This is a genomic window from Pulveribacter sp. (assembly GCF_032079985.1).
In the GTDB taxonomy this organism is placed as follows: Bacteria; Pseudomonadota; Gammaproteobacteria; order Burkholderiales; family Burkholderiaceae_C; genus Melaminivora.
Window position 1 is genome coordinate 18,899 of the sequence record NZ_DAMATK010000006.1, and the last position, 25,955, is coordinate 44,853.

The 25,955-nt window shown below is 63.1% G+C and carries 29 protein-coding genes and 2 pseudogenes; 11 read left to right on the top strand and 20 right to left on the bottom strand.

The features are described 5' to 3' along the window. The first annotated feature begins 44 nt into the window (after nt 1-44). Both RT282_RS14465 and RT282_RS14470 read left to right on the top strand, forming a co-directional pair. Nucleotides 45-545 carry a hypothetical protein gene (locus tag RT282_RS14465; RefSeq protein WP_313315338.1) on the top strand — a complete coding sequence of 167 codons (501 nt, stop codon included), beginning with the start codon at nt 45-47 and terminating at the stop codon, nt 543-545. Beyond that, the gene (locus tag RT282_RS14470) at nt 542-1,189 is read left to right on the top strand and encodes a hypothetical protein (RefSeq protein ID WP_313315340.1); all 648 of its coding nucleotides are present in this window, start codon (nt 542-544) and stop codon (nt 1,187-1,189) included. The genes RT282_RS14465 and RT282_RS14470 overlap by 4 nt, the downstream gene beginning before the upstream one ends. A 327-nt stretch (nt 1,190-1,516) precedes the next feature. Here the strand turns inward: RT282_RS14470 and RT282_RS14475 are convergent. After that, nucleotides 1,517-2,665: pseudogene (locus RT282_RS14475) on the bottom strand (methyl-accepting chemotaxis protein); the annotation flags it as partial. 21 nt (nt 2,666-2,686) lie between these two features. Then, nucleotides 2,687-3,511 (bottom strand): cache domain-containing protein, encoded by an 825-nt coding sequence (locus RT282_RS14480; RefSeq protein WP_313315342.1) that lies wholly within the window; start codon nt 3,509-3,511, stop codon nt 2,687-2,689. Between the two features lie 202 nt (nt 3,512-3,713). Here RT282_RS14480 and RT282_RS14485 point away from each other — a divergent pair. Then, nucleotides 3,714-3,854: pseudogene (locus RT282_RS14485) on the top strand (IS5/IS1182 family transposase); the annotation flags it as partial. 397 nt (nt 3,855-4,251) lie between these two features. Here RT282_RS14485 and RT282_RS14490 read toward each other — a convergent pair. Together RT282_RS14490 and RT282_RS14495 are read right to left on the bottom strand one after the other, a co-directional pair. Next, the gene (locus tag RT282_RS14490; protein WP_313315344.1) at nt 4,252-4,920 is read right to left on the bottom strand and encodes a hypothetical protein; all 669 of its coding nucleotides are present in this window, start codon (nt 4,918-4,920) and stop codon (nt 4,252-4,254) included. Beyond that, on the bottom strand, nt 4,917-5,534 hold the full coding sequence (locus tag RT282_RS14495; protein WP_313315345.1) for an RNA polymerase sigma factor: 618 nt from the start codon (nt 5,532-5,534) through the stop codon (nt 4,917-4,919). The genes RT282_RS14490 and RT282_RS14495 overlap by 4 nt, the downstream gene beginning before the upstream one ends. A gap of 84 nt (nt 5,535-5,618) precedes the next feature. Here RT282_RS14495 and RT282_RS14500 point away from each other — a divergent pair, with 84 nt between their 5' ends. From RT282_RS14500 to RT282_RS14520, 5 genes are all read left to right on the top strand, one after another. Next, the gene (locus tag RT282_RS14500) at nt 5,619-6,107 is read left to right on the top strand and encodes a YbjN domain-containing protein (RefSeq protein ID WP_313315347.1); all 489 of its coding nucleotides are present in this window, start codon (nt 5,619-5,621) and stop codon (nt 6,105-6,107) included. 92 nt (nt 6,108-6,199) lie between these two features. Next, nucleotides 6,200-6,607 (top strand): hypothetical protein, encoded by a 408-nt coding sequence (locus RT282_RS14505; protein WP_313315349.1) that lies wholly within the window; start codon nt 6,200-6,202, stop codon nt 6,605-6,607. Further along, a complete protein-coding gene (locus tag RT282_RS14510) occupies nt 6,607-8,232 on the top strand; it encodes a SulP family inorganic anion transporter (RefSeq protein ID WP_313315352.1) in 1,626 nt (541 codons plus the stop codon). The genes RT282_RS14505 and RT282_RS14510 overlap by 1 nt, the downstream gene beginning before the upstream one ends. A gap of 25 nt (nt 8,233-8,257) precedes the next feature. Then, nucleotides 8,258-9,640 (top strand): caspase family protein, encoded by a 1,383-nt coding sequence (locus RT282_RS14515; RefSeq protein WP_313315355.1) that lies wholly within the window; start codon nt 8,258-8,260, stop codon nt 9,638-9,640. Between the two features lie 358 nt (nt 9,641-9,998). Further along, nucleotides 9,999-10,799, top strand: coding sequence for a hypothetical protein (locus RT282_RS14520; RefSeq protein ID WP_313315358.1), 801 nt, complete (start codon nt 9,999-10,001; stop codon nt 10,797-10,799). Between the two features lie 172 nt (nt 10,800-10,971). Here RT282_RS14520 and RT282_RS14525 read toward each other — a convergent pair whose 3' ends face one another. The 9 genes from RT282_RS14525 to RT282_RS14565 form a co-directional block, all read right to left on the bottom strand. Continuing rightward, nucleotides 10,972-13,257 carry a tyrosine-type recombinase/integrase gene (locus tag RT282_RS14525; protein ID WP_313315361.1) on the bottom strand — a complete coding sequence of 762 codons (2,286 nt, stop codon included), beginning with the start codon at nt 13,255-13,257 and terminating at the stop codon, nt 10,972-10,974. A 6-nt stretch (nt 13,258-13,263) separates the two neighbouring features. After that, on the bottom strand, nt 13,264-13,566 hold the full coding sequence (locus RT282_RS14530; RefSeq protein ID WP_313315364.1) for a hypothetical protein: 303 nt from the start codon (nt 13,564-13,566) through the stop codon (nt 13,264-13,266). A gap of 98 nt (nt 13,567-13,664) precedes the next feature. Then, nucleotides 13,665-14,219 (bottom strand): chlororespiratory reduction 6 domain-containing protein, encoded by a 555-nt coding sequence (locus RT282_RS14535; RefSeq protein WP_313315367.1) that lies wholly within the window; start codon nt 14,217-14,219, stop codon nt 13,665-13,667. Nucleotides 14,220-14,236: 17 nt separating this feature from the next. Then, on the bottom strand, nt 14,237-14,437 hold the full coding sequence (locus RT282_RS14540; protein ID WP_313315372.1) for a hypothetical protein: 201 nt from the start codon (nt 14,435-14,437) through the stop codon (nt 14,237-14,239). Nucleotides 14,438-14,446: 9 nt separating this feature from the next. Next, a complete protein-coding gene (locus RT282_RS14545) occupies nt 14,447-14,728 on the bottom strand; it encodes a hypothetical protein (protein ID WP_313315375.1) in 282 nt (93 codons plus the stop codon). Between the two features lie 11 nt (nt 14,729-14,739). After that, nucleotides 14,740-14,916, bottom strand: coding sequence for a hypothetical protein (locus RT282_RS14550; RefSeq protein ID WP_313315378.1), 177 nt, complete (start codon nt 14,914-14,916; stop codon nt 14,740-14,742). A 226-nt stretch (nt 14,917-15,142) separates the two neighbouring features. Further along, complete coding sequence (locus RT282_RS14555; protein ID WP_313315380.1) at nt 15,143-15,544, bottom strand: hypothetical protein; 402 nt, start codon at nt 15,542-15,544, stop codon at nt 15,143-15,145. A gap of 10 nt (nt 15,545-15,554) precedes the next feature. Next, nucleotides 15,555-16,013, bottom strand: a complete 459-nt coding sequence (locus RT282_RS14560; protein WP_313315384.1) for a hypothetical protein — start codon at nt 16,011-16,013, stop codon at nt 15,555-15,557. Continuing rightward, entirely contained in the window at nt 16,013-16,948 is a 936-nt protein-coding gene (locus RT282_RS14565; protein ID WP_313315387.1) for a hypothetical protein, read from the bottom strand. The genes RT282_RS14560 and RT282_RS14565 overlap by 1 nt, the downstream gene beginning before the upstream one ends. A 1,345-nt stretch (nt 16,949-18,293) precedes the next feature. Between RT282_RS14565 and RT282_RS14570 the strand changes: the two genes are divergently transcribed. After that, on the top strand, nt 18,294-18,455 hold the full coding sequence (locus RT282_RS14570; protein ID WP_313315390.1) for a hypothetical protein: 162 nt from the start codon (nt 18,294-18,296) through the stop codon (nt 18,453-18,455). A 1,258-nt stretch (nt 18,456-19,713) separates the two neighbouring features. On the opposite strand, the gene RT282_RS14575 is transcribed toward RT282_RS14570, so the two are convergent. The 5 genes from RT282_RS14575 to RT282_RS14595 all read right to left on the bottom strand — a co-directional run bounded on the left by RT282_RS14575 (nt 19,714) and on the right by RT282_RS14595 (nt 22,617). Next, nucleotides 19,714-19,923, bottom strand: a complete 210-nt coding sequence (locus RT282_RS14575; RefSeq protein ID WP_313315392.1) for a hypothetical protein — start codon at nt 19,921-19,923, stop codon at nt 19,714-19,716. A 22-nt stretch (nt 19,924-19,945) separates the two neighbouring features. Then, nucleotides 19,946-20,563 carry a 5' nucleotidase, NT5C type gene (locus RT282_RS14580; protein WP_020228492.1) on the bottom strand — a complete coding sequence of 206 codons (618 nt, stop codon included), beginning with the start codon at nt 20,561-20,563 and terminating at the stop codon, nt 19,946-19,948. An 82-nt stretch (nt 20,564-20,645) separates the two neighbouring features. Continuing rightward, nucleotides 20,646-21,146, bottom strand: a complete 501-nt coding sequence (gene lspA, locus RT282_RS14585) for a signal peptidase II (RefSeq protein ID WP_020228493.1) — start codon at nt 21,144-21,146, stop codon at nt 20,646-20,648. A 113-nt stretch (nt 21,147-21,259) separates the two neighbouring features. Continuing rightward, nucleotides 21,260-21,574, bottom strand: a complete 315-nt coding sequence (locus RT282_RS14590; protein WP_020228494.1) for a DUF3703 domain-containing protein — start codon at nt 21,572-21,574, stop codon at nt 21,260-21,262. Next, on the bottom strand, nt 21,571-22,617 hold the full coding sequence (locus RT282_RS14595) for a cation transporter (RefSeq protein WP_313315400.1): 1,047 nt from the start codon (nt 22,615-22,617) through the stop codon (nt 21,571-21,573). Before RT282_RS14595 ends, RT282_RS14590 begins: the two co-directional genes overlap by 4 nt. A 76-nt stretch (nt 22,618-22,693) precedes the next feature. Here RT282_RS14595 and cadR point away from each other — a divergent pair, with 76 nt between their 5' ends. Both cadR and RT282_RS14605 read left to right on the top strand, forming a co-directional pair. Then, nucleotides 22,694-23,131 carry a Cd(II)/Pb(II)-responsive transcriptional regulator gene (gene cadR / locus RT282_RS14600; protein ID WP_020228496.1) on the top strand — a complete coding sequence of 146 codons (438 nt, stop codon included), beginning with the start codon at nt 22,694-22,696 and terminating at the stop codon, nt 23,129-23,131. Then, complete coding sequence (locus tag RT282_RS14605) at nt 23,103-23,810, top strand: SOS response-associated peptidase (protein WP_082564899.1); 708 nt, start codon at nt 23,103-23,105, stop codon at nt 23,808-23,810. The genes cadR and RT282_RS14605 overlap by 29 nt, the downstream gene beginning before the upstream one ends. Here RT282_RS14605 and RT282_RS14610 read toward each other — a convergent pair. Beyond that, complete coding sequence (locus RT282_RS14610) at nt 23,807-24,235, bottom strand: hypothetical protein (protein ID WP_020228498.1); 429 nt, start codon at nt 24,233-24,235, stop codon at nt 23,807-23,809. The two genes, RT282_RS14605 and RT282_RS14610, sit on opposite strands and share 4 nt — an antisense overlap. Further along, nucleotides 24,232-25,953 carry a tyrosine-type recombinase/integrase gene (locus RT282_RS14615; protein ID WP_083235514.1) on the bottom strand — a complete coding sequence of 574 codons (1,722 nt, stop codon included), beginning with the start codon at nt 25,951-25,953 and terminating at the stop codon, nt 24,232-24,234. The genes RT282_RS14610 and RT282_RS14615 overlap by 4 nt, the downstream gene beginning before the upstream one ends. Between the last annotated feature and the right edge of the window lie 2 nt (nt 25,954-25,955).

The window sequence follows — 25,955 nt, forward strand, 5'->3', positions numbered from 1 at the left end:
TCCCGGGCCTTATTTTGAAAAGTATCAGATACTAGAGAGGCAACATGACTGCACAGATTGCTGAAAAGCTGCGCTACCAGGGCGAGGACGTGGCCATGTGCACGAACCCCCTGAGCGACTACTTCGCTATGGGGGGCACCAACCCGCGCTTCGAGTCGAACTGCACGGCCCTATGGCGCGGCTACGTCGGCAGTTGGGAGATCATTGACGACCGCCTGTACCTGATCGGTCTGAACGGAACGCTCGAAGACGGGACCGATGCGTCGCTGGCAACCATTTTCCCCGGGTTTCCGGACAGGGTGTTCGCCCATTGGTACTCCGGCACGATCCGTCTTCCGCAGGGCAAGCAGCTCGAGTACGTACACATGGGCTACGGCAGCACCTTCGAGCGCGACCTGTTCTTGGAGGTCGAGCGAGGGGTCGTCGTTGCCACCCGCGTGCAGCACAACGGGGTCGCCGAGTCTGATGGCGCCCCTGAGGGCTATGAAGTTGGCGCCATGACGGTTTTCCCGCGAGCCAGCAAAGACGACGGGGGCGCGGCGTGATCTACCTCTATTGGTACCTGGGCGTCGGCATCGCGGTCCTCGCCGTTGTGTACGGTGCCCATCGGCTGACGAAGGAGAAGGAATCCGAGTCCCTTCGGGAGCTGCTCGAGGCGGTCAACCCGGATCGCAAGAAGCTTTCCTACCGAATCCTCAACAACGTCGTCGCGCCGATCCTGGCTGCCATTCTGGTTGTCGCAGTATGGCCTGTTGCGGTTTACATGAAGGCCAAGGAGATGTTCAAGAAAAAGGATGATGCCGAGGTTGAGGAGGAACGGGAGTTCGCCGTCGAGCGGCAACACCTGCTGGAGCGACTGACGGTGCAGGAAGTTGAGAAGCGCGAGGTCGTCACGGATCCTCTCAGGGCGGCGCCTGAACTGCCTTTCGGTCACCTCAACGCAGCGTGGAAGGAGTTCCTCAAGGGTCACGCTGATGGTGGCGAATTGTGGTCGTTCTCAGCACGGTGGCAGACAACCCGGGGGCGGAAGGAGCTGCGGTCCGGTTACGTCCTGGTCCAAAACGGATCGCCGGGTGCCCATTTCCTGACAGTTTGGAGAGATCTCCCGGACGATGCAAGGCCGGACGACAAGGCCAAGCGTGCTGGGGCCGACGACATACCGGGTTGGCTTCGGCGGCAGGCCGACTGAGGTTCGGCTACGAGATACTGTGAAGGGAGGCAGAGAATATGTTTGAAGAACTTACGATGAGCCAATTGCGCTCTCAGAACCTGTTCAAAATCTTTTCCCGATGAGGTCGATGGCCTTTACCGCGCAATCTTCAGCGGGGGAAGGGAACCCTCCGCGGACTGTCGCCTCTAGCGCCTGCAGCCACACTGCCGCCTCAGGTGGGATTGAGGCGATTGCTGCAGCTGTGGCCAGAGGCAGAGGGATGGACATGCACTGATTTTATATACAGTGCCGCCATGGTTGTTCCGAAGCTGTGCAAGCGCGTGTTAGCGCCGCGCGTCTCAACGCTTAAAACGACTCCCAGTCATCGTCAGACTTGGCTGCGGCCAGTGTGCGTGCCGAACTCTTCGGGGTGACATGCGCACTGGCGCGCTGCGCCGGATTTGGTCTTGGACTAGGTGCAGGAATGAAGCGCTTGGCAGGCTGCATTGCGGGCTCAGGGCGCTCGGGCATAGAGGTTGCCCCCGCCGTGCCTCTTGCATCGGTCTTGAAGGTGGAAACCACCTGTGCCAGGCGTTGAGCTTGCTCGCTCATGGCCGCTGATGCAGCGCTGGACTCTTCCACAAGCGCAGCGTTCTGCTGGGTCATTTGGTCCAGGTTCGCAACAGCTTGGTTGACCTGCGAGATGCCGTCACGCTGCTCCGCGCTGGACGCAGTGATCTCGCCAATGAGGTCGCTCACGCGGCGCACGCTTTGCACGATCTCCTGCATGCTTGCGCCGGCCTGGTTGACCTGTTGCGAGCCTACCTCTACCCCGTGCACGCTCTCGGTGATGAGACCCTTGATCTCCTTAGCGGCTGCAGCGGAACGCTGAGCGAGCTGCCGTACCTCGCTGGCGACCACGGCAAAGCCGCGCCCTTGCTCGCCCGCGCGCGCCGCTTCCACGGCCGCATTGAGCGCCAGGATGTTTGTCTGAAACGCGATGGAGTCGATGACGCCGATGATGTCGCTGATTTTGCGACTTGAGGTGGTGATGCTCTCCATGCTGGTGACCACGCGATGCATGATCTCGCCCCCTTGCTGGGCGGTTTGAGCGGCAGTGGCGACCAGCTGATTGGCCTGACGGGCTGTGTCCGACGAGTGTGTGACGGTGGCGGTGAGCTCCTCCATGCTGGCCGCCGTCTGCTGCAAGTTCGCTGCAGTTTGCTCGGTGCGCGCCGACAGGTCGTGATTGCCCGTGGCGATCTCTTGAGCGGCCATATGCACCGAGTGGCTGGCTTCGCGAATTTGGCTCAGCACTGCAGCCAGTTTGGTGGCGAAGTTATTGAAACTGCGCGCGATCTGCGCCAGCTCGTCGTCGCCCTGCGCGTCGATGCGCTGCGTGAGGTCTCCGTCGCCCTCGCCGATTTCATGCATGGCATCGCGTACCAGGGCCAAACGCTTGAGGCGCCAGGCCAGCAACGCGGCCAGCATGGCAACCACAACAAGCATTCCAAGCACGCTGGTGATCACCAGGATCTACAGCAGCGTATTGATGCCCTGCATGGCCTCCCCGTGGTCGGCGGCGATGGCCAGCAGCCAATCCGAACCCTCGACTCGCGAAACCGTCAGCAAGATGTCGCGTTCCTGCAGCTGCATGGCGCTGGGCTTGCCGTTTTGGGCCAAAGCTTGAAGCTGTGCAAGCGTCAACTCTGGCTTTATGGCGGTAGAGGGCTGCAGCGTCATCTTGGAGTCGGGGTGGGCGATGATCGAGCCGTCCCCGCCCACCAAGAAGGCATAGCTGGCAGGGGTCGGCTTGACCGCGGCCAAGCTCTTGACGACCGCATCGATGGACACATCCCCGGCCGCTACTGCGATGACCTTGCCGTCTTCGTAGATGGCACGGGCGATCGTCATGACCAGCCCATTCCCGCCTGCATCCTGGTAGGGACGGGTAAAGACGTACGTGTTCGAGGCTGCAGCCTGTTGATACCACGGCCGCGAAGTGGGGTCGTAATCCGAAGGCAGATTCTGCGGGCTGGAAAACGCAGTGCGCTTGTCCGCGTAGCCGAAGTAGGTCGTGATGTAACCGCCAGCGGTTTTCAGGCGTGCCAGGATCGGCTCCGGAGAAGGCTCATTGGCGGCGGTTGACGCCACCTCCACGATCGTGGCCTTGGAGCGTGCCCAATCGCGTAGACCCTCTGCGTGTGTTCGCGCCAAGGCTTGTACCTGAGCGGCCAGCGCATCTTCAGCCTGGCTGCGACTCGCGATGTAGGCCGCGGCCATGAGCACCGACAGGCCGAGGGCCAAGCAGCCAGAGGCAATGAGGAGGATTTGACCTCGCAAGGTCTTGAGAATCTGCATACGGATATCTGATGGAAGTAGGCACAGAAAAGCGCTCGGCCCATCTTGTGGAGCGAGCGCCTGCGCATTTGGGTATCGTAGAGACGTGCTGGCGCAATAGCGGCTCGAAAAGCGGCAAATTCCAGCGCCTTTAGCGCGTCGCGCCAGTCGGCAACCGGCGTCAACGTACGGCTATCTGAAGTTGCCCCTGAAAACCGGAGTGCGTAACCGCATCGAGCGGTGCTGCGCACGCCTGAAGCAGTGGCGCCGCGTGGCCACGCGCTACGACCGCAAGCCTGCCAACTTCCTCGCTGGCGTCTTGCTCGCCTGCAGCCTCATCTGGCTGAATGTCGATTCAGCCTAGGCAGTTGAGAAGGTAAGCACGCGAGCCGACCAGTCAAGCTCGTGCACATCCCCAAGTAACCGTATGGTGCCTCCCAGCCTAGCCAGTCATGGCTGGGCTAACCACGCAGAAGCCATTGAACCGCCCCGTATTTGGGGAGGTTTAGCAGTCGGGCCAGGATGGGCGCGAAGAGGCTGCCAGTCATTGCGTCATCGCCTCCAGGTGCGGCTGCATGACAAGTTCGGCCCGGTTGATCTTGGCGAAGTGGCTCAACTCATCCATGGGTGAACCTCCGGCTGCGCCAGGCGTCTTTCAGCGCCTCCAGCGCCACGTCCAGGCCGATCTTGTTGCGGAACTCGAAGCAGTCGGTCCCCGTCTTCGCTGCGCTGTACAAGCGGATGGCGGCACCCGGGGCGGTTCAGGGCCTGCAGCCGGGTGCAATCCGCACATCCTGTGCCAAGCTGCCGAACAAGGCCTCCGCATCCTCCGTAAAGTTCCCCGGCCCCACGATGCGGTAGGCGCCCTCCCCATCCGGCCCATCCACTACGTGCGCCTGGGCCTGGGTCAGCACTCGTGTTAAATCGCCTGCCGTGGCGTGAGGCGCGAAGCGCACCATCACGGATGGGCAGACGGCTTTTGCACCGACGCCACGCATGGCTTCTTCCTGTATCGGGCGCTGGGTGAGCCATATCAAGGCGCTGGCCTGTACTACGAGCACTACGGTCGCGAGAGCGCCCACCGGCATCGCGAGCGGACGCCACCAAGCCAGCCACTTTCGCCAGCCGGCAGAGGCGGCCGGCGCAGCAGCGCGTGGTTTTGCGGCATGGTGCCGTGCCAGCGTTTGAAATTCCTGCCATGCGGGCGCTTCGTGCCGTGCCATGCGATCCTCTAAACGCAGGGCAGCTAGCAAGCCGAAGATCGCACAATCATCCGCGATGGCCGGGTCCGCCTGTGCTGCGGCGCGCAGCTGTCGCAGCTCATCCTCAGTAAGAGCTCGCTCCAGACTGGCCTGCAGCAGCGCCTGTGCCGGCCCGCGGAACGTATCGGGCACGTCCGGTTCTTGCGGATCTTCTATATCGTGAGTCATGCGCGCCCCGCTCCAATGCCCATGCACTGCTTGAGCCGTTTCGTGGCCTCGTTCATGCGACTTTTCACCGTGCCTTCAGGGATGCCCAGGGACTGGGCGGTATCAGCCTGCCGCACATCCGCCAGCGCCCCATGTATCACCTCTCGCAGCTTGGGTGAAAGATGGTCAACGCAGCGCCGCAGGCGCTGCAAAAGCTGTCTGCGCTCGGCACCGCCTGCTACATCGTCCTCCGCCGGCGGCAAGAGCTGGTCGAACAGACTCTCGTCCGAGACTTCATCGCCGTTCGGTTGCCACAGGTCACCGACCGGAACCTCGCGGCCTGCTTTGCGCCTCAGGTCCAACAGCCGCCTAGGCGCAATGACCAGCGCGAGGTAGCGCACGAGATCCTGATGGAACCCATCGGACCCCACCGGATGCGGCGATACGAACTGGCCGATACCGTCTTTCCAAAGCTGCTCGAACGCCAGCATGACTGCATCCTCCAGCATCTGGTGAGGCAAGTAGGAGTAGTGGCGAGCCATGGCGCGCAGCATTGCATGGCGGGCGGCCTCGAAGAAGCTGCGCTGCGCGGCAGGTGACTGGGCGAGGGCATCCAAGAAGCTGCGCAGCGACATGGCGCGGATCATAGGTGCGAAAAATCGAACCCACCGCCGGGCTGGGACGATTGCTGTGCATCCAGACTATTTCAGGAGTGCCGCATGAAGCAATCGACCCAAGATTTGATTACCTATCTCGAACAGAACACAATTAAGTACGCGCGACATAGCGACAACGAAGATGTGTTGGTGCTCGGCTTCAACACGGGGCGCGCGTCGCTGCTGCTGGTGTTCACTTGTGACGAGCACACGGTGCAGTTGTCGTGCCGCCTGCCATTTAGCGCCCAACCTGAGCAACTTGACGCTGTGAAGGACTACTTCACACGCATCAACTATTTTCTCAAGACCGGCTGTTTCGAGCTCGATGTGCGCGATGGCGAGATGAGCATGCGCAACGCTACATTCCTCGCAGACGGGCGGCTGAGCGCGGAGCAGACTGCGCTGCTGTTGATCACCACCACTCGCACGACGGAGCAGTACATCGGCGGCCTGCAGGACATCCTGTTCCGACAGGTGGCGCCCAGCGCCGCCGTGAAGGATGCCCAGGCGTGGCTGGAATCCAGCGTGCCGCCCGGGGTGCTGGTCTGTTAAACGCCCTGGACAACGGTCGTGCGGGCGTCAGGTTTCAGGCCCGGCGCTCCGCTATATTCCACCGCGACCAGAGAATGGAAAAGGGTGGATGCATGGTAGCGGACAAGGCTTCCAAGGGAGAGGGCTGGTTGAGCGCGTTGGCCGACTGGCTGAGCGCCCGCACAACAATCATGCTGGCGCTGCTGATGGTTCAGCTGGGGCTGCTGGTGGCGATGCTGCCGCTGCTCTGGGGGCCAGCCGGCCAGCCAGGTGCAGCGACCCGGGGAGAGCGGGGGTCCTGCGGCGGATTCGAGGTTGTGTTCGCGCCAAATACCGATTTGGCTGGTCTGCGCCAGTGGGCGCTGAACTTCGATGCACAGATCGTTGCCGGCCCCAATGCACGTGGCGCCTTCGAGCTGTCGGTTCCCCAGCTGGACACCGATGCATTGCGCCAGGCGCTAGGGCCTCTAGCCGACCAAGTGCGCGTGAATCCGCTGTGTCCAACGGGAGGGGCAGCCTGATGCCGGCGCACGTCTCAGGGGCGATAGCTTCTGGTGCCAGCCGTGGCGCCGACATAGCGATCGGCGCGCTAGCGGCACTCATCTATCTGGGCGAATACTTGGGCCAGGGTGCTATCGCCAACAGGGCCTTCAATACAGGATCCGTGACAGCGTTGGCCACGGCCGTCTTCGGGACCCTGCTCACGCTGCGACTCTCCTCACGCCGCAACCCGCTCACAGGGCCACGCTTTTTGTCGGTGGTCTGCTATGCGGCCATCTTGGACTATGCCTCTGCCCTGCCCCTGCTCAAAGGGGGAGGCGCGCTGCTGGCGTTCGCCGTTGCATCGCTGAGTGTGTCGATGTCGGGCGCATGGCTGATCCTTGTGTGCCGATTCGGCTGGGAAGACCGGCTTCGTGCGCTGATGTCCGTGCCCGCGCTCGGCGCCCTGGCCTTCATTGTGGCCACGACCACCATTTCCGGGCAGGTTGCCGGGTTGAACGCCTGCGGCCCGGGCGTTGCCTGGCCCGCACTGGCGGTGGCGGCGACGGTCGTGTGCGTAGCCTTCGGCCTGAAACACGGCGTGCGCCCGGGAAGCCTGCCGCACCGCGCGCGGCTGTGTGTGGCGCTGGCGTGCGGCAGCCTGGTGTATTTCGTATGGCGCACCGTGGCGCCCACCCCGGCCTTGTGTGGCGCTATTGGCCAGATACAAGGTGGCGGCCTGCGCGATGCGCTGATGGGCGCCTGGCGCTGGCCAGCACAGGTGCTGCCTGCGCTGGCCCATGCCGAAGTGCTGCTCACCTTGCTGGCAGGCAGTGTTGTCCTGGCCTTGTTGTGCCTCATCGATACGGTATCGGCAGCCTCCTCGCTCGCCAGCGACGAGGGGCGACCTGATGCCGATACCTCGCGCGAACTGCTGGCCACGGGCGTTGGCAACCTGGTCGGCGGCGTCCTTGGGCTGCTCCCTATCTCGCTGTCGCTGTCGCGCAGTCGTATGGTGGCGGAGCTTCGCCCTACCAGCGGGCGCCTGCCTGCGTTCTCGCACGCCGCCGTACTGCTGGTGCTGCTCGTGCTACTGGTGGTCCTGCAGTGGCCGCTGCTGGACTACCTGCCCAAGGCGGCCATCGCGGGCGCTCTGGTAGTGGTGTCCATAGAGATGATCGACGAAAAATCCGTGCTGCTGTGGCGTGCCGGGCTGGGCGCAGCCCAGGCCCGCACCACACTGGCCGGTGCGGTATGGGTGTTTGCGCTGGCGTTGGGCGCGGCGATGCTGATGGCGTTGAGCCCGCAGTCGCGGCTGGCGGTGTCGGTGGGCTTCGGCGTGGCCGTAGCCTGCTCGCTGGCGGGACTGCTGCGAATGCCATCCGAGCCCGCGCCGGAGGGCACGCCGCTGGGCGGGCGCCTGCATTTCCTGAACATTGGCGGTCGCATGCGGCAGTGGAAGCAGACGGCCGGCACCCATGCCATTGACCTGTCCCGAACCACGCACCTTGATTTCAGCGCTGCATGCGCCCTTGCTGACCTTGCCCGAGGCAGGGCCGGCACCCAGGCTGAGAGTCCCTTTCATTTCGGCCCTGGCACCGGACCGCAGGTAAGGCAGATGTTGCAGATCTGCTACCAACGCCCCTTTGCACCTGAGCCGTCCTGAACCTCGAATCCGCCCCCTAGCTGCCATGACCCGCCGCCACTTCATCCAGTCTCTCGCGAGCTTCGCCGCAGGCGCCGGTTTTGGCAGCTTGTCTGCTCAGGCTCTTGCAGCTCCAGCACACAAGGTGGCACTGGCGGTGGGCAATGCCGACTACATAGGCCCCGAGCGGCTTAAAAATCCGGTCGCCGACGCCACCCTCACAGCAGCCACTCTGCGCAAGCTCGGCTTCCAGACGAGCCTGGTCACCGACCGCAATACCGCGCAATTCAAAGCTGACCTGGAAGCCTTCGGCCAAGCTGCACGGGGCGCGGACATCGCCCTGTTTTTCTACGCCGGGCATGGCATTGCGGTGGAAAACATCAACTACCTGCTGGCAGTGGACCAGCAGCTGGCTACTGCCACTTCGCTGAACCTGAAGCGCCAGGGCATCTCGCTGCGCTGGGTCGAATCGCTGCTACGCCAGGGCACGGGGGTGTCGGTGATCGTGGTGGATGCCTGCCGCAACCCTCTCCTGCGTGGCATGCCCCAGCAAGGCATGGCGCCGGCGCCGCGCGCCGCGCGCGGCATGCTCACCTTCTACGCTACCGCACCCGGCGCATTGGCGCGGGACGGCACGGGTGTCAACAGTGACTTCAGCGGTGTCTTCAATCGCTACCTGGGCCGCTCTGAGCTGTCTCTGAAGCAAATTGTCGAAGCTACCCAGCGCGATGTGAGTGCCCAGACGGGCGACACACAGGTGCCATGGGTCAACAGCGGGCTGATAGGCGATGTGCGCCTTGCCAGCAGCGAGCAAGCTGGCTTGGCCCTTCCTGTCCAGGCCGCGGCTGCGAATGTCGGGCGCACGCGCGGCGGCATCGACGCACCGCCACCCGCCGTTCCGGTCCGTTTTTGGAACGATAACCTCGCACAGCTCGAAGAGCAGGTGTATCTCGCCGTGATGAACTTTGACATCAACAGTAAGGCCGTGCTGGAGCAGCGTGCGGCTGCTGGCGATGTGATGGCGCTCACTATCCTCGGCAGCGTGTACTCGGCCAACGGTGCGCCCAAAACCCGTATCACGCGCAGCGCCTATGGTCTGGAGGCGCAGTCCACTGTGAAGGACAAGAGCGTCGCTCCAGTAGATCCGCCTCGGGCAGTAGGTTACTTGGCCAGGGCTGCCGAACGGCGCTTCCCGCTCGCGCAGACCCTGCTGGCTGAGCTGCTTATTGAGGGGCCGCGCGGCGTATCGCGCGATTTGCAGCGCGCGGAGAATCTGCTGCAGGACGCTGCTGCAACTGGCTACGCTCGCGCACAAATGGATCTGCTGGACCTGAACATGCGCCGAGGCAAGCTGCAACCTCAGCAGCTGCTGGACAACCGCGAGCTCTTTCAGAAATATATCGAGAGTTTCCAGCCGGGTAAGCGATAGCGTCCTAAAGATGACGTGAGAATGGCTACGAAACAGTGCCAGCTTCTCCTTAAGTGTGAGGGGCCCTACGAACTAACATTCGATCCGCGAGAAGCCCAGTGTTTATGAAGTCGAGGACACAGCCACCGTCCGTTAGCCCATTGGCGCCGGGCGTTTCAGCCGGACCCCAGGGTTGCCGACGCACCGCTGTAACACACGTACCTCACGAACCAGTCAGGACGGCTCCAGCGTCTGCTCCCTATGCATGAATAAGTTTAATAGCTCAATTTTTCCAACTATCAAAATTCAATACTCTGATTATATTGCACATCAGTAATCCCTCTTAGATTCAAACTAATATTACTATCGAGGTTAATTAATGGTTTTAATTCTATTATTCGCAGCCGGAGCAATAGGATTTGGGATAGGCTCCATTATAAAAATGATTAATGAATCATCGAAAAAAAGAGAAAGGCAAAAACTATATGAGAGTTCTATGGAGAAAAAACGCAAGAGAGAACACGAAGCGCTAATAAAGCGCCGCCTTCTCGTAAAAAAACAAATAGAACTCGAGCTTGCAGAGAAAGAATTAAAGAGCAAATCCCCTATTCTCCAACTTTCGGATTTGGTGACAGGGGCTATAAAGCAGACTCCAGTTTTCAAGTATGAAATTCGTTATGATAATCATAACGATCAAGATTTCAAAGGAGATGGTATAGAATCTTTAGAATGGGAAATGCATGATTATTATCATTATGTTGATAACTTTTTTTCCTTGCAGGGAAAAGTTGTATCAATATGGTACCGTAGCTTTGACGTAGTCGGGTTTCTTCCAGAAGAAAATATTGAAGACGATGGTTATAAAATGCTTAAAACGGACGCCCTTCATCTTCATATTGAGATTAATTCAGGAAACACCATTACTCACGCCCATGTAGCCCTGCCCCTTATTGAAGAAGAGGATAGAAATACTGATGGCTATAGAAGATCAGATTATAAAATATATAATGCTCTAAAACGACTTCCTGAAGATAAACAATTTAATATAAACTCAACAATAAAAGCTTCCGGCAATCTTATTTGGGTTGGTCGTGATTACCACCACACGGTTGTAAAGAAAGGATATTTACTAACCGCATGTCTTGAATCTTTTGAGGTCATTCATAATACACATACATAAGATATTCATCTCACTTCAATTTATCAATTCCACCCATCCCTATAGGTATCAATTTTTCAATTTTACAGATATATGATATCGGCGCTATGTTATCGCGCCACCAGCGTCAACGTACGGCTATGCCTCCCTCGGAAATCCATCCTTCGCAGCGAATAGGGTGGAGTAGTGCATTTCATAGCCCAGAGCTGATCGCCTTCACCGCCTCAATGCGATCGGCCATGTCCGCTTTTACATAGATGGCCGTGGTTGTGATCGACTTGTGCCCCAAGATGGCCTGCACCAGCGGCAGATCCTTGTCTGATGCGCGCAAGAGCTTGTGCGCACACGTGTGGCGCAACCAGTGCGGCGATGCGCGCTTGAACGTAGTGTGCGGGTCATCTGGGTTTTCGCCGGCAACGACGGAGCACTTGGCCCAGAAGGCTTTGAGCAGCGCGTAGATCGAGGACGCCGACAACGCCCCGTTGGGCTCTTCCATGGCCTCTTGACCCTGCGCGATGGCCAGCTGGTGCTGCGGGCGAGGGCCAGGTGCACGCTCGTCCAGCACCCCGATCAGGGGCAGCGCGTCCTCATCGACCCCGGCATAGCGCTCCAGTCGCCCGTCCAGCATCAGCTGCTGGCGATCGGCGCGGTGCTCCATGAGGGCCTGGACGATTTGGCCATTGAGCGGGACGTTGCGCACGCGTCGCCCCTTGCCCAGCACTTTGAGCACGCGGTCTTCGGTGCGCTGGCCATCGACCACGGCCTGGCTCACCTGGCCCCAGGTGGCGGTGGTCACTTCCTCTCGCCGCAGACCTGACATCTCCAGCAGCATCAAGAGCGCACGCAAGCGCCTGCGCTGCGGGCCATCGTCCATGTCGTGCAAGGTCTCGGCCATCACCTGCAGATCGCGCTTGGTGAACGAGCGTGCCACGTCCATCGTGGCCTCATCGCGGCGCGCCTGCACGCGCCGCGCCGGGTTGATGGTGATGTAGTCGCTCTCGCGCCAGTGCTCGTACATCGCACTGATCGCGGCAAAGGTGAGGCGCAGGCTTTGCTCGTTGAGCGGCCCGCGCAGCGGGCGCCACGAAGCGGCATCCTTCAGCCGCTCGGCGCGCGGCTCCTGAATCCAGTGCGCTGGCGGATTGGTCAAGAACGCGCGCAGCTCCAGCATGTCCGCCTGCGACAGCGACGACAGCGCCTGGCCGCGCTCGTGCACGGCCCACAGCACCAAGCGCTCGATGGCACGCCGATACGCGGTCTGCGTGGCGGGCGACTTGTCGCGGATCAGCGCAAACCAGGCCTGCACTGCCTGCAGGTCGTTGCCCGCGTCCAGGGCGTTTTCGCGCGGGGAGCGGAACTTGCCATGTGTGCCATCGAGCTCGGCTGGCCAGCGCATCTGCAGCATCGGCGCCATGCCCTGCACCACTGCGGGCAGCTGCTGCGGACTGTCCACCCGCGCCAGGCCCAGCGCAGGCGCGATTGCCCAGCGCTGCAGCCACGCCCACAGCGCCTGCGCGCGCACCTGGCCAAAGCCGGGGAGCTTGCGGTACCACTGCTGGCCACGCAGCGACATCCAATCGACCAGGTTGCCCAGCGTGATGACGCCGATCTCGCGCAGGGCCACGCGCTGCTTGAGCGTCAAGCGCACCCACTGGTCCACGTGCTGCGTGCGATCGGGTCTGGCGCCCAGGTGCCGGTCCAGCCAGTCGATGGCCTCCAGCGCGCGCGCGATGCGATCGGCAGCAGAAAGCCCTGGCCGCGGCGCGGCGTCGGCGCCAGCGCTCGCTGCGGCGGGCGCGGCCTTGGCGGGAGCCTGCGCTTGCAGCTGCTCGGCGAATTCCTCCTGGTACAGCTCCAGCAGTTCGGCTTCGCTGAACATACCCTCATCGAAGCGCTCGGCGAACTCGTCCAAAGTGGGCAGGGTGGGGCGAGCGATAGGTTGAGCAGCAGGAGCTGGGGCAGGGGGCGCAGCACTCGCACTGGGCGCCGGCAGCGCCCCGCCGGACTTCTGTGCAACGTCTTCTGGAGAAGCCTTGCCGGCCGCGCGCTGGTGGCGCAGCAACTCGGCGGCCTTGTGGCGGGACGTCTGGCTGTCGGGCAGGGCAGTCGCCGCCGCCGCGATGCGCCGCAAGAGCGTGCGGTACTGGGCTATCAGGTTGTGGCGCTCGGGCACGCGCCCTGGCCACAGCAGGTACTGGCGCGCGGCCACGCCGATGTCCACGCCTTGCGTGACGGCGCGCAGCACTGCGAACTCATCGGCCGTGAGGCGCTCGTGGGTGATACGTGTTTTGGAGCCAGCGGGCCTGCCCCTACGGCGCGCGGGGCCGCGGGCGGGACCGCCCGGGATGATCGTCTGGTCCTCACCGGGGATCTCTGGGACAAACCGGCGCGGTTGCGTTTGCGGCGTGCCTGCATCGCTGTCCGGCAGGTGCGGAACGGGTAGTGTCGTCTGCGGTGGTGGATCTCGTTCAGTGCTCATGGCGGCTCAAAACAGCGACAGCTGGTTGGCCAGGTGCTGCGCCCACAGCCAGCCATCGTCCCAGGCGCGAATGAACGCGCGCGACCAGCTCAGCCTGCCGCTGGCCTTGCGCTTGTCGGCGTAGGGGCAGCAGCTGCGGTCCTCTCCCGCATGGAACGCCGCCATGCCTTTGCGGAAAGCGCCCACCAGGGCCGGATTCCATCCCTCGGCGCCCACGGGTAGCGAACATGCGGGCGCGGCGCCCCGCGAAGAGGGCAGCGCAGGCGAGGGCGGGGCGGGTATGGGCGCCGTCTCGATGTGCTGGTGCATGGGGCCTCACCACTCCAGCGCCAACCCATTGCCCAGACCGCCGTGCGGCGGCACGCCGTGGCCACGCGGGGCATTGGCGGGCGTCACGAGGCGGTCGATCACGGCGCGCCCTCTGCGCCGCCCTCGCCTGCCAGCTCCCGCGCTGCACTTTCAAGCGAGGCAGCGAACTCCTTCGGGTCCAACGCGAAGGCCTGGGCCATGGACGTGCTGCGGCTGGCCATGTCGTTGAAACATCGGACCAGCTCGGCCCTGTCCAGGAACTCCGTGCCCGTCAGCTCTCCCTTGCGGTGGATCTGCACGCGGCACAGCAGTGCGAACAGGAGCGCGACGGCGCCCATGTCACGCGTGAGGAACCACAGCCAGTGCGGCCATTCGCGCACCAGACGCGCGAAGAACTGGCGCACCTGCGCGATCTCGGGCAGCTCCCTGGGGTCATCATCGTAGCCCAGCACCTGAAACACCAGCGACTCGCGGTAGCGCAGCACGCTTTCGCGGGTTTCTGCGACCACATGCAGGCGCTCCAGGGTGCTGGCGATGTTGCCCGCCTCGACCTCGGCGCGGGAGATCTGCAGCACGAGGAAGGCGGGCGTGTCGTTATCGGCCAGCCCTTGGGCGTCGGTCAGGATGACGGTGGCCGTTGGCGGCTTGTGCATGGCAATCCTCCCGCGCGTCAGCCACCCAGGCCGTTCAACACCTTGAGCAGCCGGTGCCCGAGGTAGAGGGTGCCCGAGCCTACACCCAACCCCAGCACGGCCTCCGTCTGGCTGATGAGCGACAGCGGGATGACGCCGTTGAGTGTCAGAAAACCCAGCAGCACTGCCAGAAAGCCGCATACATGCGCCGAATACGCAATCATTTTGAGTTTGGCCATATCCATGATTTACCCCTTCGAATTGTTTTGAATGCCAGTTGTGTAAGTGGCGGCAGCCGCCTGCCTGACCCTGAGCGCGGCGCTCAATGCGCAATCACCCGCGCGCGCCCAGTCGTCGTGCCACCATTCGATGATGCGCGCGGCGGCAGGGGCGTCAGGCGCAGCGTCCACCTGCCGCATTTCCTTGCAGACTTCGCGCCACCAGTGCTCGCCATTGCCATCGTCCGCCAATAGGTCGATAGCCTGGCAATAGATGGCGCGCGCCTGCTCGTCGCTCAGCTGCAGCTCCACGACGTGCTCCGTCACAGCCAGCCCGACGCCAGGCCCCGCTCCAGCGCACTGGCCTCATCCAATGCCTCGACCACCTTGTAGTCGCCGCCCTTCCAGGGCAGAGGCGGGCCATCGGAGACGGCCTGCACCGTGCCATCGGGCCAAACCCGGTAAAACACATTCAGCGCGACAGAATGATTGCGACCCATGATGGACTCCCATTAACTGCGCCAATTATATTCAAGGGATCAAGAGGGTGCATTAAATACTTAATCTAGTAGCTCAGTTGCAACGCATTAAGAACCGATTATTCTTGTGAATGAATTCCAGAGAATGACCCGCGCGTAATATGAATTGAAGTGCCGTTTCGTAAACGTTGTATTGGCATTCGTCCGATTGGCAATGCCATTGCGCGGGGATGTGGGTTGTCCAGTTTCAGCACGAGCGCGCCGCACGCGGCACGGCAATGTGCTGCGGGATGGTCCAGTCGCCCAGCGCATACACCAGCAGGGCGTGCAGCGCCTGCGCACGGCGCACGCTCGCCGCGGCGACGGCTGGCGTGCTGCGGCGGTCGGCATCGACCCAGGCGTTGTGCGCAGCGATCACGGCCTGCTCGCGCTTGGCCCAGCCGCGGCGCTGGCGCGCGCGCAGCACGGCAGCCTCGCGCAGCCCGCGCGGCTCGACCAGATACTCCATGGCCAGGCGGGCAAACACCTCGCAGTCCTCGCTGATTTGCGCCACGCGCGCCAGCTCCTGGCGCTGCCGGCGCTCGCTCAGCTCCGCGCGTGCGTTGCGGGCAATCACGGCGTTGCCCCGGTGCTGTGCTGCAACTCCCATGGTGGCGCTCCTATTGGCCAGCTGCAGCGCTCGGCTGAGATGCGGCAAGAAAATCCCCGCCTGCCGGCGTGAGGCGGCAGTCCCCTGCGTCGCTGCGCTGCACCAGGCCGCGCAGCTCCAGACCCTTGGCGCTGAGCGTCTGGCGCGGCCGGGGCCGCAGCCAACCCGTTCCTTCCCCCATGGTCTGCACGAGCGCCACGGTCTTGAGCAGGGCCAACTGCTGCGGCGTGAGCGGGCGATCACGCATGGATGGCTTCAATGCCTGGGGGAACAACGCGGCGTGGGATGGCTGCGCCTGCCGGGCGATCTGCCAGCTGAGCTCGCCCCAGGTGTGCTGGCAATACTGGCAGTCCCGGTACAGGCTGCCCGCGCTGGCGTACCACTGCTTGACGCCCTTTTTGCCGCACTGCGGACAGGTGGCCCGCTTGGGCTTGGCGGCGCCGTAGCCTTGGCCTGCGCGCGTTCCCATCACGCTGCTCCTGCCGTTGCGGGCTGCGCAGTAGCAGGCCGCTGGCCATCGCCGGCGAGCCAGCGAATTTGTCTCGCTTCCCACCAGCCTTCCTGGCCAGCGCGTGAGGGCGCCGCCACGGCATGCGGATCGTCCTGCACCAGGCGGCACAGCACCTGGTGTCCCTCGCAACGCAGCAGCAGCGCCGGCACACGGCGGCCGAAACCGGCGCCCGTTGCTGGCCCGCGCTCGGGGTTGCCGCGCTCGATCTCCACAGCCTGCGGCTGGCCCGCCTGGAGGGCTTCGAGCGTGTCCAGCTTGGCCAGGTTCTGGCACAGGCCCTGCAGCTGTTCGGCGAGCTCTTGTGCGCGCCCTGGTGCGGCCGAGGCAAGCTGGCGCTGCAGAGCGTCCTTTTGTGAGATCAGGTGCGTGCGCCAGCCGCCGCGTGTGAGCGCCGTCCAGGCCTGGTGCATGGCGACTTGCTCGCTGGCGCAGGGCGCGCCCGTGACGGTGCCATCGATCTGGCCGTACCACACGCCGTCCGGGAAGGCCGCATGGCCGCGCGCCGGATGGCGCCAGGCCGCAATGTGATGCCCGTGGTCGTGCAGCTCCAGCGGCTCGCCGAATTCCCGGTGCGGCAGCACGCGAGGCGCCAGCGCCTGCGGATCCACCCAGCGCTCGTGTCGCAACCAGCTGCTACGCACGTACCGTTCTGGCTCGCGCAGCTCAATCAGCGCACGTTTGGGGCCAAAGCGCAGGAGCACGGCGGGTTGCACCTCGTGCTCGCTCTTGCGCCAGTAGATGCGCTGGCGCGGCGCCAGCGCGGTGCGGGCGGCGCCGAACGCGGCGCGCACCTGTGGCCACCACTGGGCAACGGGCTGCTGCAGGGCGAAGGCAGGCTTGGCCGCATCTGGAGCGGAGGCGTGCTGTGCGTCGGTCTCGTTTTGCTCACTCATATGACTAACGATAACTGCAATTATCGTGATTGCCAAGTTAATTGCAGAACCGTTTCCCAGGAAGGCTGGCGCGTGCGAAATCAACGACTTGCAGGCGCTTGGCCCCCGTGGCGCCGGCATGCGCCAGCAGCTGCCCACCTCTGCGCCCTCCCCGCCCGCACGACAGTCCGAGGTGCTCAACGCCGGCAGCGGACGGGTCGCCCTGGTCCGCCAGGTTCAGGGAACGGCGACCTCTGCAGTGTCTGCAGTGTCTGCGGTGTCTGCGGTGTCTGCGGTGTCTGCGGTGTCTGCGGTGTCTGCGGCAGGATCGCCCGAACGGCGATCGACCATCTCTTCCTGGCGAAAAGCAACCATCCCCCAGGTTCACTAGCGGTGCACTGGCGGTACACAAGGACAGAAAACATCGGCCAACACGATGAAATTGGTCAAAGTACACTAGCGGGTCACTAGCGGTACACTGGCTGCGTATTAGACTGTTCGATGGGCTATCGCTCTACCTCGCGCAAGGCTTCAAGTTCACTAGCGGGTCACTAGCGGTGCACTAGCAATGCACGGTAGATTCGCGATGTGCGCCTGGTGGTGAGAAAATCACGTGCCAGGTCAGAACTGGCGCTGACCACCGCGGGCAAGGATGGCCAGGGACGTTTATCCGGATAAACCTGCACCGTTCAATCCTGTCCATCGCGGTATCCAGGATCGGGATGGCCTCGGAGGGCCAGGGGTACGCGATTGCCAAGCACGCGCCTCTAGCGCCTCACGGCCTGGTATATCCGGTTAAACCAGTGCAGCACTGCATCGCCGTAGAGCCGCCTCCAGCAGCTTCGAGCCCTGCCTCGGGGGAGCACGTGCTCATGTCCTCCGTGCTCTTGCCGCGCGCCGTCCGCATCAACGGTTTATCCGGATAAACCAGGCCGATGACCAACATCGCTCCAGAGCCTCGGGTGCTTGCCCATGTCGCCCCCCCGCTCCGCTCGCACGCCTCCTGCTTGGTTTATCCGGATAAACCGTCGAGAACACCAATGGCCTGTAGCACTGCCGAGCCTTGTGTCATCCCTGGCGCCACCAGGGTGCTCATGCTTTTGGCGCTGCTGCTCATCCGCGACCCCGGTTTATCCGGATAAACCGACTCGCCGATCCGCCGCGGCCCCCGCGCATGCGCGTCTCCTTGCTCTGGCCTGCCCGACAGGCTGTCGTCGCTGACGCCCGGAGCTTTCCTTGCTTCCGGCGCAAGCCGCAGGTGCCTGGTTTATCCGGATAAACAACTCTGGCGAGCACCTGAGCGCATGCCTATTGGCATAGCTCTCACACGTAGCACGGGCCAGTCAGCGCTGCCGAACGACACATCTTGCCCAAAGTCTTCTTGCGTTTCACGCGCGCCACCGGCCCGGTTTATCCAGATAAACCGCGGCGCGCATTGCTCTGGCTATGTTTGCTGCTCATCGGCGTGATTTATCCGGATAAACCAACCGCTAAAGCGCTGCGGCATTCAGCAGCGGGCATGCCTTGACCCTGGCAGGCCTGTCGGTACGGCCGCAGCTGGACGTGCTCCCTTCGCGCCGCACACGCTCTCTCGTACCGGTTTATCCGGATAAACCGGCGCGAGCAACGGTCGCCAAGGATCGCAACTGATTGGATTCGACTCCAAGAACAGAGATGCTCAGCGTCGCGCCCTGCCGCCGCTCATCACCACTGCAACTGGTTTATCCGGATAAACCGGGGTCGCCCTACACCAGAGCGAGCCATGCACCCAACGTAGCGATTGCGGCGCCATCGGCTCCACCCGGCCTAGACTTAGCATCCTGGATGCTGCGAGTTCGCGCCGGCCGCGCCGTCCCGGCGTGGTTTATCCGGATAAACCGGGCGTCTACAAGGGCGACGCGCGGCCCTTCACGTCGGGAGCCGTGCGGCCGGTTTATCCGGATAAATTGGATGCCGCCAAGGTGCGACGCGAGGTACTCCGCGTCGGCTCCGGGCGGCGGCGCGTGGCTGGTTTATCCGGATAAACCGGGCGCCGCCAGGGCGCGATGCATGGCACTTCGCGTCGGCTCCGGGCGGCTCAGGGCGTCACCGGTTGGAGCCCTGGCGCGGCGCCAGCGACCGGCAGCGGTCGGCTGGTTTATCCGGATAAACCAAGAGTCGCCAGGACGTGGCCGCAGCTCTTCACGTCGGGCGCCGCGTGGCTGGTTTATCCGGATAAACCGGGTGTCGTCAGGGCGTGGGCGCAGCCCTTCACGTCGGCTTCGGACGACGTGGTTTATCCGGATAAACCGGTTCAGAGCTAGTCGTCTTTCGCCAGCCTTCTCGGCTCAACGGCTACGACTTGTTCAGTGAGTGCAAAAAAAAGGCAACCAGGCCGGAGCGCGGTTGCCATAAGGGGCGCATGCGCCCCAAGAGGGAGGAATTCCAATGTATCGCGTCGTCCTCAAATACCAGCGCCGAGACGCGTCCGAATCGGTCCTGTTTAGAGCACTTCCTCCCTGCCATTGGCTGCGCTGCGTCCATGGTTTATCCGGATAAACCGCGAGAGCCCTGTAATGCTCCCAGGTTCACTAGCGGGTCACTAGCGGGTCACTAGCGGTACACAAGGGCAGAAGCGGATGGTCTCTACCCCCAGATTGGTCTAAGTACACTAGCGGTACACAACAAGCGGCGACGTTGATGCGCCATGTGCTGCAGACGCTACAAAGGTTCACTAGCGGTGCACTAGCGGTACACAGGAGTTCGGGACTGAGCGCTCCTGGCGCGCCAGCGTCAGTCGCGCAGTCTCAGCTCAAGGGCAGCGCGCGAAACACCTCTACAGGAGCGAGCTTGAGCAACGCGCTCGCCTCTTCCAGCGACCCATGGAGCCACTGGTCCACGTCGCTGAGCTCGATGGGGATGACGCTGCGCTTGTCCTGGTCGAACGCGGGGCGCTTGGGGTCGGGTTTGTGCATCCGGCGCATGAGGGGGTGCTCGTCCGCGTTCAGGGTCAGCATGGTTTCTCAACAGCAGTAACTGTTACCGGCACTTATCACCAGCGCGCTGCGACCACCAATTCGCAAACGCAAGAAGGTCGGCGTGATGCGAATCCGTGTGTACCAACAGGTCGCCCGCGTTGGGCGACCCGGTAATCCCACGCAAAATCAATGCGCGATGGATCGCGGCATCGACGCCCACGAAGTACGGCAAGTAGTCGTCGACGAAGGCGATCGGCTTTAGGGAGTTGAGCGTGTCGGCCTTAGGGCTCGCGGCCGTTGCCACGTTGTCGGTGGCGTGGACCAGGTGAATCGGGAATCCGTGCAGTCTCAGGTTGTGCTCGCGAGCTGCCCTGAATTCCGCAGGCAAGGCCGTGACGCATACCAGTTCGTAGCCCGCCGCGGCGAGCTTGTGGCACGCCTCAATCGCTCCTGGAACCGGCGGGATCGATGACCAGAACTCGTTGTCGAAGGCCCGCCGAAGCAGATCAAGCCTATCCCCTTCAACTCGCTCCACTTCCCATCTGTCGATGGGCCAGTAGGCGAGCGGATCGCGCTCGCCAGGGTACGTGCCGAACGCCTTCTGCCAAGCGCTGGCATAGGCCAAGCCGTAGTCCAGGAGGACTCCGTCAGCGTCAAGCGCGATGATTCCTTTGGTCATCAGGAAGTTTCGCACAGCAGAGCACGCCTGCACGCGCGGGTTGGGGGGCTCCCTTGTTGTCGGGACTGCTAAGCGGCAACAGTTACGTGTGCCTTCGAGAGGATGTGTTTGCCTCGCGGTGCCCCAGAACTGACGATGCAATGAGACCAACGGCGCCACCAACGATGGCCATGTCGGCGATGTTGAATGCCGGCCAGTGCCAGCCGTGCAGGTGGAAGTCCAGATAGTCAATCACGGACCCGCGCACAGCCCGGTCGAAGGCATTGCCCAGGGCGCCGCCCAGGATGAGGCTATAAGCCAAGCCCTCGAGGCTGCGCACCGGCTTGGCGAGCAGCCAAGCGAGCCAGGCCGACGCGCCCAGGGCGATGGCCAGGAAGAACCAGCGTTGCCATCCGCCGGTGCCGGCCAGGAAGCTGAAGGCCGCGCCGGGGTTCAGTACGTGGACCAGGCTGAAGAACGGTGCGACCTCGCGCGACCAGCCGAGCAGGGTGGTCAGATGAATCCAGGTCTTGGCAGTCTGGTCTGCGGCAAAGACTACAAGCGCAAGGCAATACCAGCGAGCTGGTCGGTTGACATACTTCATCGTTCTTGTTGGTTAGACCAGATCGCAGGGCCGTGGTTGGATTCAGCGCGTTGCCGCACCGTGCTCGGCCGTGAGTGCTATTGACGCGGACAGAATTTCAGCGAGTTCCGGTCTCACAGCATTGGCGCGAAGGCACTGACCGTGGCCCGGCCAGGGTTGCCAAGCGGCAGCCTGCCCGAGAGGTGGCCAAGCGGCACCAGCAGGATCCTAAACAGCTGGCCCGCGGCTTCCCGCACGTCACGCTCACGCGCGGCCAGGGCCAGCATGTACCAATGACTCCGCAGATGAAGCCAGAAGCGCTCTTGGCCAAGCACGTGCGCGGCCTCCAGGACCTTCCACCGGTCAGGTCCTCGGGATCTCGCCCGCTCCACGAGGTGAGCAAATGCTGCCCCGCGCTGCCGATCGTCTATGGCTGTCAGGTTCGTCATTTGAGACTCAGGATGCGCCGGGCACCGTTCAAGACGATCAGACCCACCACGGTGCCGATGACCAGATCAGGGTAGTTGGATCCGGTCATGGCCACCAGGAAGCCAGCCAGGATCACGCCCGCATTGGCGATCACGTCGTTGGCCGAGAAGATGTAGCTTGCCTTCATGTGCGCACCGGCATCCCGCTTCTTGGATATCAAGACCAGGCAGATGACGTTGGCGATCAGGGCCACCAGGCCCATCCCCATCATCAGGCCCGAGACAGGTTCGCTCCCGGCGATGAAGCGTCGAACGATCTCGCTGAGTGCCATGAGCGCAAGCGCCAGTTGCAACCAGCCCGCCGTGTGAGCCGCACGCGTCTTAAGGGCAGCTGCTCGGCCGACGGCAAACAGGGACAGCCCATACACCGCAGCGTCGGCGAACATGTCGAGCGAGTCGGCGATGAGCCCGGTCGATTGAGCGATGAAGCCCATCACGATCTCGATCACGAACATGGCCGCATTGATCGAGAGCAGTATCCATAGCAGCCTGGCCTCGGCCGCATTGTCAGGCGGGTCGATTTCATCGTCGTCACCCATGACCGCGTCCGATTCCAGCAGCTTGGCGCCCAGACCCAACGGCTCCAGGCGTTGCAGGACCTGCGCCACCGGAGCGCCATGCACTGCGGTCAGCTTGCGGTTGGCCAAGTCGAAGGACAGGGATTTCACCCCGGGAACGTCTTGCAGGGCCAACTTGATCATGTTCTCTTCCGATGGGCAATCCATCTTCGGGACATGGAAGGTGCTCTTGAAGCTGCCGGCGGCGCTATCGTCTACCGCGGCCGAATGCACCAGCTTCGCGCCCAAGCCCAGCGGTTCGAGACGCTGCAACACCTCGGCGACCGGCGCGCGATGCACGGCCACCAGCTTTCGGCCCGGCAGGTCGAAGGTGAGCGACTGCACGCCTTCGACGCTTTGCAAGGCCATCTTGATCATGTTCTCCTCGGACGGGCAATCCATCTTCGGAACGGCAAAGGTACTTTCGAATTTTGTGGTGGCGCTCATGGGTATTCCTCGGACTGCATAATTGGAAACCCTCTAGCAACTACAAAGTCAAGCCCGCTGCAAGGGCGGCTCATCCATGAAGATCGGCGACCTGGCCAAGGCCACCAATACGCTTCCCGAAACGGTCCGCTTCTACGAGCGCGAGGGACTGCTGCCGTCCCCCGCCCGGACCGAGGGGAACTACCGCAGCTACACGGCTGAGCACGCCCAGCGGCTCGCCTTCATTCGGCACTGCCGCAGCCTGGACATGACGCTGGCTGAGATCCGCACGCTGCTGCACTTCAAAGACGCTCCTTCCGAGAATTGCGGCGTCGTGGATGAGCTGATTGCAAGTCACATCGAGCAGGTCGTGGTCCGCATCCGGGAGCTGAAGGCGTTGGAAGCCGAATTGCGCTCACTGCACCGCAGCTGCTCGGTTGGCCGTGCCGCGGTCAACTGCGGCATCCTGGGTGGACTTGAGCGCGCGGCCAAGCAGAATTCAAAGAATGTGCGCTCGTTACCACTCGGTTCTTGACGCAGCGCGGCTGCGCGAATTCTTTCGAGCCATCCGCGACAGCGGCTTGGATGTTCTCGATCGAGATGTCTTTCCAGGACGCTTTGCGCCCATCGTGAGGCGCCCGCCCGAGCTCGAATCGGGCGACGAGGCGGTTCCTGAGCGCGAGGCCGTTGTCGCGCGGTTCGGCCTGATCCCTTTCTGGGCCACCGATATGCGCAAGGTGAAGCTGACGTACAACGCCCGCTCCGAAACAGTTGCCACCGCGAGGCCGTTCCAGGCCGCTTGGAAGAAGGCCCAGCACTGCATTGTCCCGGCTGAGGCCATCTACGAGCCAGACTGGCGCTCGAACGTGCACGTGCCCACACGTATCAGCGCGGCCGACGGCAGCCCCTTGGCGATCGCCGGGCTATGGAACACTTGGCATTCGCCTGCAGGAGAGCGCGTTCATACCTTCACGCTCATGACGGTCAACGCCGACTCCCATCCCGTCATGTGCAACTATCACCGCCCAGGCGAAGAGAAGCGTATGGTCGTCCTGCTGGACGAATCCCAGTACGACGCCTGGCTGGACGCGCCCGCCGAAGGCTCGATGGACTTCATGCAGGCTTGTCCGCCTGAGCGCCTGGCAGCCACCGGCGAGCCGGTCGAGCGAGCGCCGGCTAAGGCCGTTCCTCAAACAGCTTCCCTATTCGACTAGCGTGTCGGTGCCCCGGGCACGAAGCTCACGACCTTCGCGTGGCCGGTCGCATGCAGAATCCTGACCTCCTGCCGCAGCGCTTCGTTCACCGAGGCCATGGCCTGAAGCTGCTTGCGCAGGTCCAAGTTCTCGGCGCGCAAATCACGGGCAGTCTCCTGTTCGCGTTTGAGCGCCGCCTTGAGGCTGTCCTCGCTTGCGCCGGGCTCTCGGCCGCTCAGGCGGCGAACCTCCTTCGCGACATCCGGGTAGCGGTTGTGAATCAACGCTGGAGTGACGCCGACCTCGACCGCTAGGGCTGTGATCGTCGGAACGGCCTCGGCACGCTGCAGGCGTGCCAGAGCCTCCCACAGATCGGCGGTCGTTGTGTCTCGATTGCGCCCGCGAACCTCTTCGGGCGCCTGGCGTCGGTCCCATCTGGCTTTCATAGCGGTTCGATCCCCGGCCCCAGCTGCTTCAAGACGTCTTCGACCCGGTGGAGGTCTCGTTGCACGCGCTGGACCGCTGCCGGTCCCAACTCGCGGGCCTCCACTTGGAGCTCCAGTTGGTGGGCGTGTATTGCCTGCCACGCGATCCGCTGGGAACTGTCGATCACAGAGTCATTGCAGGCGCCGCACCGCCACGGCTCATACAGACCGGCCCCGCCACAGCCATCATCCTGGGCCAAGCAGTACGAATGGCCGGTGCTGCGGATATTGATCCAATCGGCCGTCTCCTCGATGAGAGTTTCGCGGCTAGGGAAGTCGTGGGCCCGCATGCTCACGATTCGCTGGCCGGCGCGCCCCGCCAGGGGCGTATCCGCGTGGAGCCAGCCTTCGATCAGCTCGACTTTTCGGGCACTGATCTCCGTGAACAGGTCTTCAAACAGCGCGTCATCTTGCATAGGGTTCGCCGCATACAGCTGCGTCATCTCGATGCTCGAGTGTTTGAACTGCTCCTTGAGGAAGAGGACATTTCCCAGGCGATGCCGCACGAAGGTCCAGGCGTACGCCCGGCGCAGTTGGTGAGGCGAGAGGCGCCAATCAACGCCGGCGTAGGCGGCAAAGCCTTTCATCCGGCCGGCCCAATGCAGGCCGGACACGGTCCGGATCTGCGGTGTCGGGCCTGCCCGGCCCAGGAACAGGCGGTTGCAGTCCGCCCGTGCGGCCGCAAGCACACGCATGCGTTCTGGCAGGCCGACGGGCGAGTGGTTGGCCTCCAGTTGAAGCACGCAACTCTGGAGCTCCTGGCGCAGCGGCGCCGACCAGCGCTCCATGACCTTCAGCACCCGGTGGCCGACGGCGGGCATCAGATACTCAACGCGCCCCTTTTTCGTCTTGTGTTCGATGCTTTGGACCCAGTTGTAGACGAGGCCCTCCTTGCGCTCCTTGCGGCCTGCGCCAACTTCAATGCCTGCGATCTCTTCGCATCGCATGCCAGTGAGCACGCCCAGCAGGAAGAAGCACGCATCCCTGAGTAAATTGAGCTCAGGATCGAATCCGGTGAGGCGCAAGCCGAGGTCCCGGTCGTTGAGCATGATGTCCGCCCGTGCCAGCAGGCCCTCGGCGGTGACGTAGAGCTGCTGGAGCACCGCCGGCGGGATCAAGGCCGTACCCCCAGTGGAGCGGGCCGGGCCGGTGTGGCCCGCCTGGTCACCCGCCGATGAGCCCGGCCAAGGATGGAAGCCCAAGGAGTCGACACCTTCTGAGCGGAATCGGTACAGCAGTTCGATTCCAAGCAAGTTGCGAACGAGCGTGCCTGACTTGACGCGGTCCACTGTGCGCCGGTGATGGATGAACCCCGATATGTGGATCGGATGCACCTGGCCCAGGCCGCGCACGCCGAGTTGCGCGAGATACTTGAACACCACGACCATATGCCACGTCAGCATCACGATTGAACGGGCAATCGGAGGAGTCGTTCCCGGCAAGCCTTCCTTCCAGTAGCGGTAGACCACCGCCTTGCACTCGGCCCTGAATTGCTCAGGAACGTTTGCCCAGTCGATGCGCTTGCTGCTGGGGGTCAGGTTCGACTGCTCGAAGTAGGGCCACAGCTCCCACACGTCGTCGCGGTAACGGCTCAGGACTTGGGTGGCGCCGGCCGGGCCCGGCGCAGAGCTGACGACCAGGTCAGCTGGCGCGCCGTCAGGGGCGGTTGCCGGGGCCATCG

Coding starts and splice junctions, on each gene's coding strand:
- RT282_RS14465 (WP_313315338.1), top strand. CDS start 45: ATGACTGCACAGATTGCTGAAAAGCTGCGCTACCAGGGCGAGGACGTG.
- RT282_RS14480 (WP_313315342.1), bottom strand. CDS start 3,511: ATGCAGATTCTCAAGACCTTGCGAGGTCAAATCCTCCTCATTGCCTCT.
- RT282_RS14490 (WP_313315344.1), bottom strand. CDS start 4,920: ATGACTCACGATATAGAAGATCCGCAAGAACCGGACGTGCCCGATACG.
- RT282_RS14495 (WP_313315345.1), bottom strand. CDS start 5,534: ATGTCGCTGCGCAGCTTCTTGGATGCCCTCGCCCAGTCACCTGCCGCG.
- RT282_RS14500 (WP_313315347.1), top strand. CDS start 5,619: ATGAAGCAATCGACCCAAGATTTGATTACCTATCTCGAACAGAACACA.
- RT282_RS14505 (WP_313315349.1), top strand. CDS start 6,200: ATGGTAGCGGACAAGGCTTCCAAGGGAGAGGGCTGGTTGAGCGCGTTG.
- RT282_RS14510 (WP_313315352.1), top strand. CDS start 6,607: ATGCCGGCGCACGTCTCAGGGGCGATAGCTTCTGGTGCCAGCCGTGGC.
- RT282_RS14515 (WP_313315355.1), top strand. CDS start 8,258: ATGACCCGCCGCCACTTCATCCAGTCTCTCGCGAGCTTCGCCGCAGGC.
- RT282_RS14520 (WP_313315358.1), top strand. CDS start 9,999: ATGGTTTTAATTCTATTATTCGCAGCCGGAGCAATAGGATTTGGGATA.
- RT282_RS14525 (WP_313315361.1), bottom strand. CDS start 13,257: ATGAGCACTGAACGAGATCCACCACCGCAGACGACACTACCCGTTCCG.
- RT282_RS14530 (WP_313315364.1), bottom strand. CDS start 13,566: ATGCACCAGCACATCGAGACGGCGCCCATACCCGCCCCGCCCTCGCCT.
- RT282_RS14535 (WP_313315367.1), bottom strand. CDS start 14,219: ATGCACAAGCCGCCAACGGCCACCGTCATCCTGACCGACGCCCAAGGG.
- RT282_RS14540 (WP_313315372.1), bottom strand. CDS start 14,437: ATGGCCAAACTCAAAATGATTGCGTATTCGGCGCATGTATGCGGCTTT.
- RT282_RS14550 (WP_313315378.1), bottom strand. CDS start 14,916: ATGGGTCGCAATCATTCTGTCGCGCTGAATGTGTTTTACCGGGTTTGG.
- RT282_RS14555 (WP_313315380.1), bottom strand. CDS start 15,544: ATGGGAGTTGCAGCACAGCACCGGGGCAACGCCGTGATTGCCCGCAAC.
- RT282_RS14560 (WP_313315384.1), bottom strand. CDS start 16,013: ATGGGAACGCGCGCAGGCCAAGGCTACGGCGCCGCCAAGCCCAAGCGG.
- RT282_RS14565 (WP_313315387.1), bottom strand. CDS start 16,948: ATGAGTGAGCAAAACGAGACCGACGCACAGCACGCCTCCGCTCCAGAT.
- RT282_RS14575 (WP_313315392.1), bottom strand. CDS start 19,923: ATGCTGACCCTGAACGCGGACGAGCACCCCCTCATGCGCCGGATGCAC.
- RT282_RS14580 (WP_020228492.1), bottom strand. CDS start 20,563: ATGACCAAAGGAATCATCGCGCTTGACGCTGACGGAGTCCTCCTGGAC.
- lspA (WP_020228493.1), bottom strand. CDS start 21,146: ATGAAGTATGTCAACCGACCAGCTCGCTGGTATTGCCTTGCGCTTGTA.
- RT282_RS14590 (WP_020228494.1), bottom strand. CDS start 21,574: ATGACGAACCTGACAGCCATAGACGATCGGCAGCGCGGGGCAGCATTT.
- RT282_RS14595 (WP_313315400.1), bottom strand. CDS start 22,617: ATGAGCGCCACCACAAAATTCGAAAGTACCTTTGCCGTTCCGAAGATG.
- cadR (WP_020228496.1), top strand. CDS start 22,694: ATGAAGATCGGCGACCTGGCCAAGGCCACCAATACGCTTCCCGAAACG.
- RT282_RS14605 (WP_082564899.1), top strand. CDS start 23,103: ATGTGCGCTCGTTACCACTCGGTTCTTGACGCAGCGCGGCTGCGCGAA.
- RT282_RS14610 (WP_020228498.1), bottom strand. CDS start 24,235: ATGAAAGCCAGATGGGACCGACGCCAGGCGCCCGAAGAGGTTCGCGGG.
- RT282_RS14615 (WP_083235514.1), bottom strand. CDS start 25,953: ATGGCCCCGGCAACCGCCCCTGACGGCGCGCCAGCTGACCTGGTCGTC.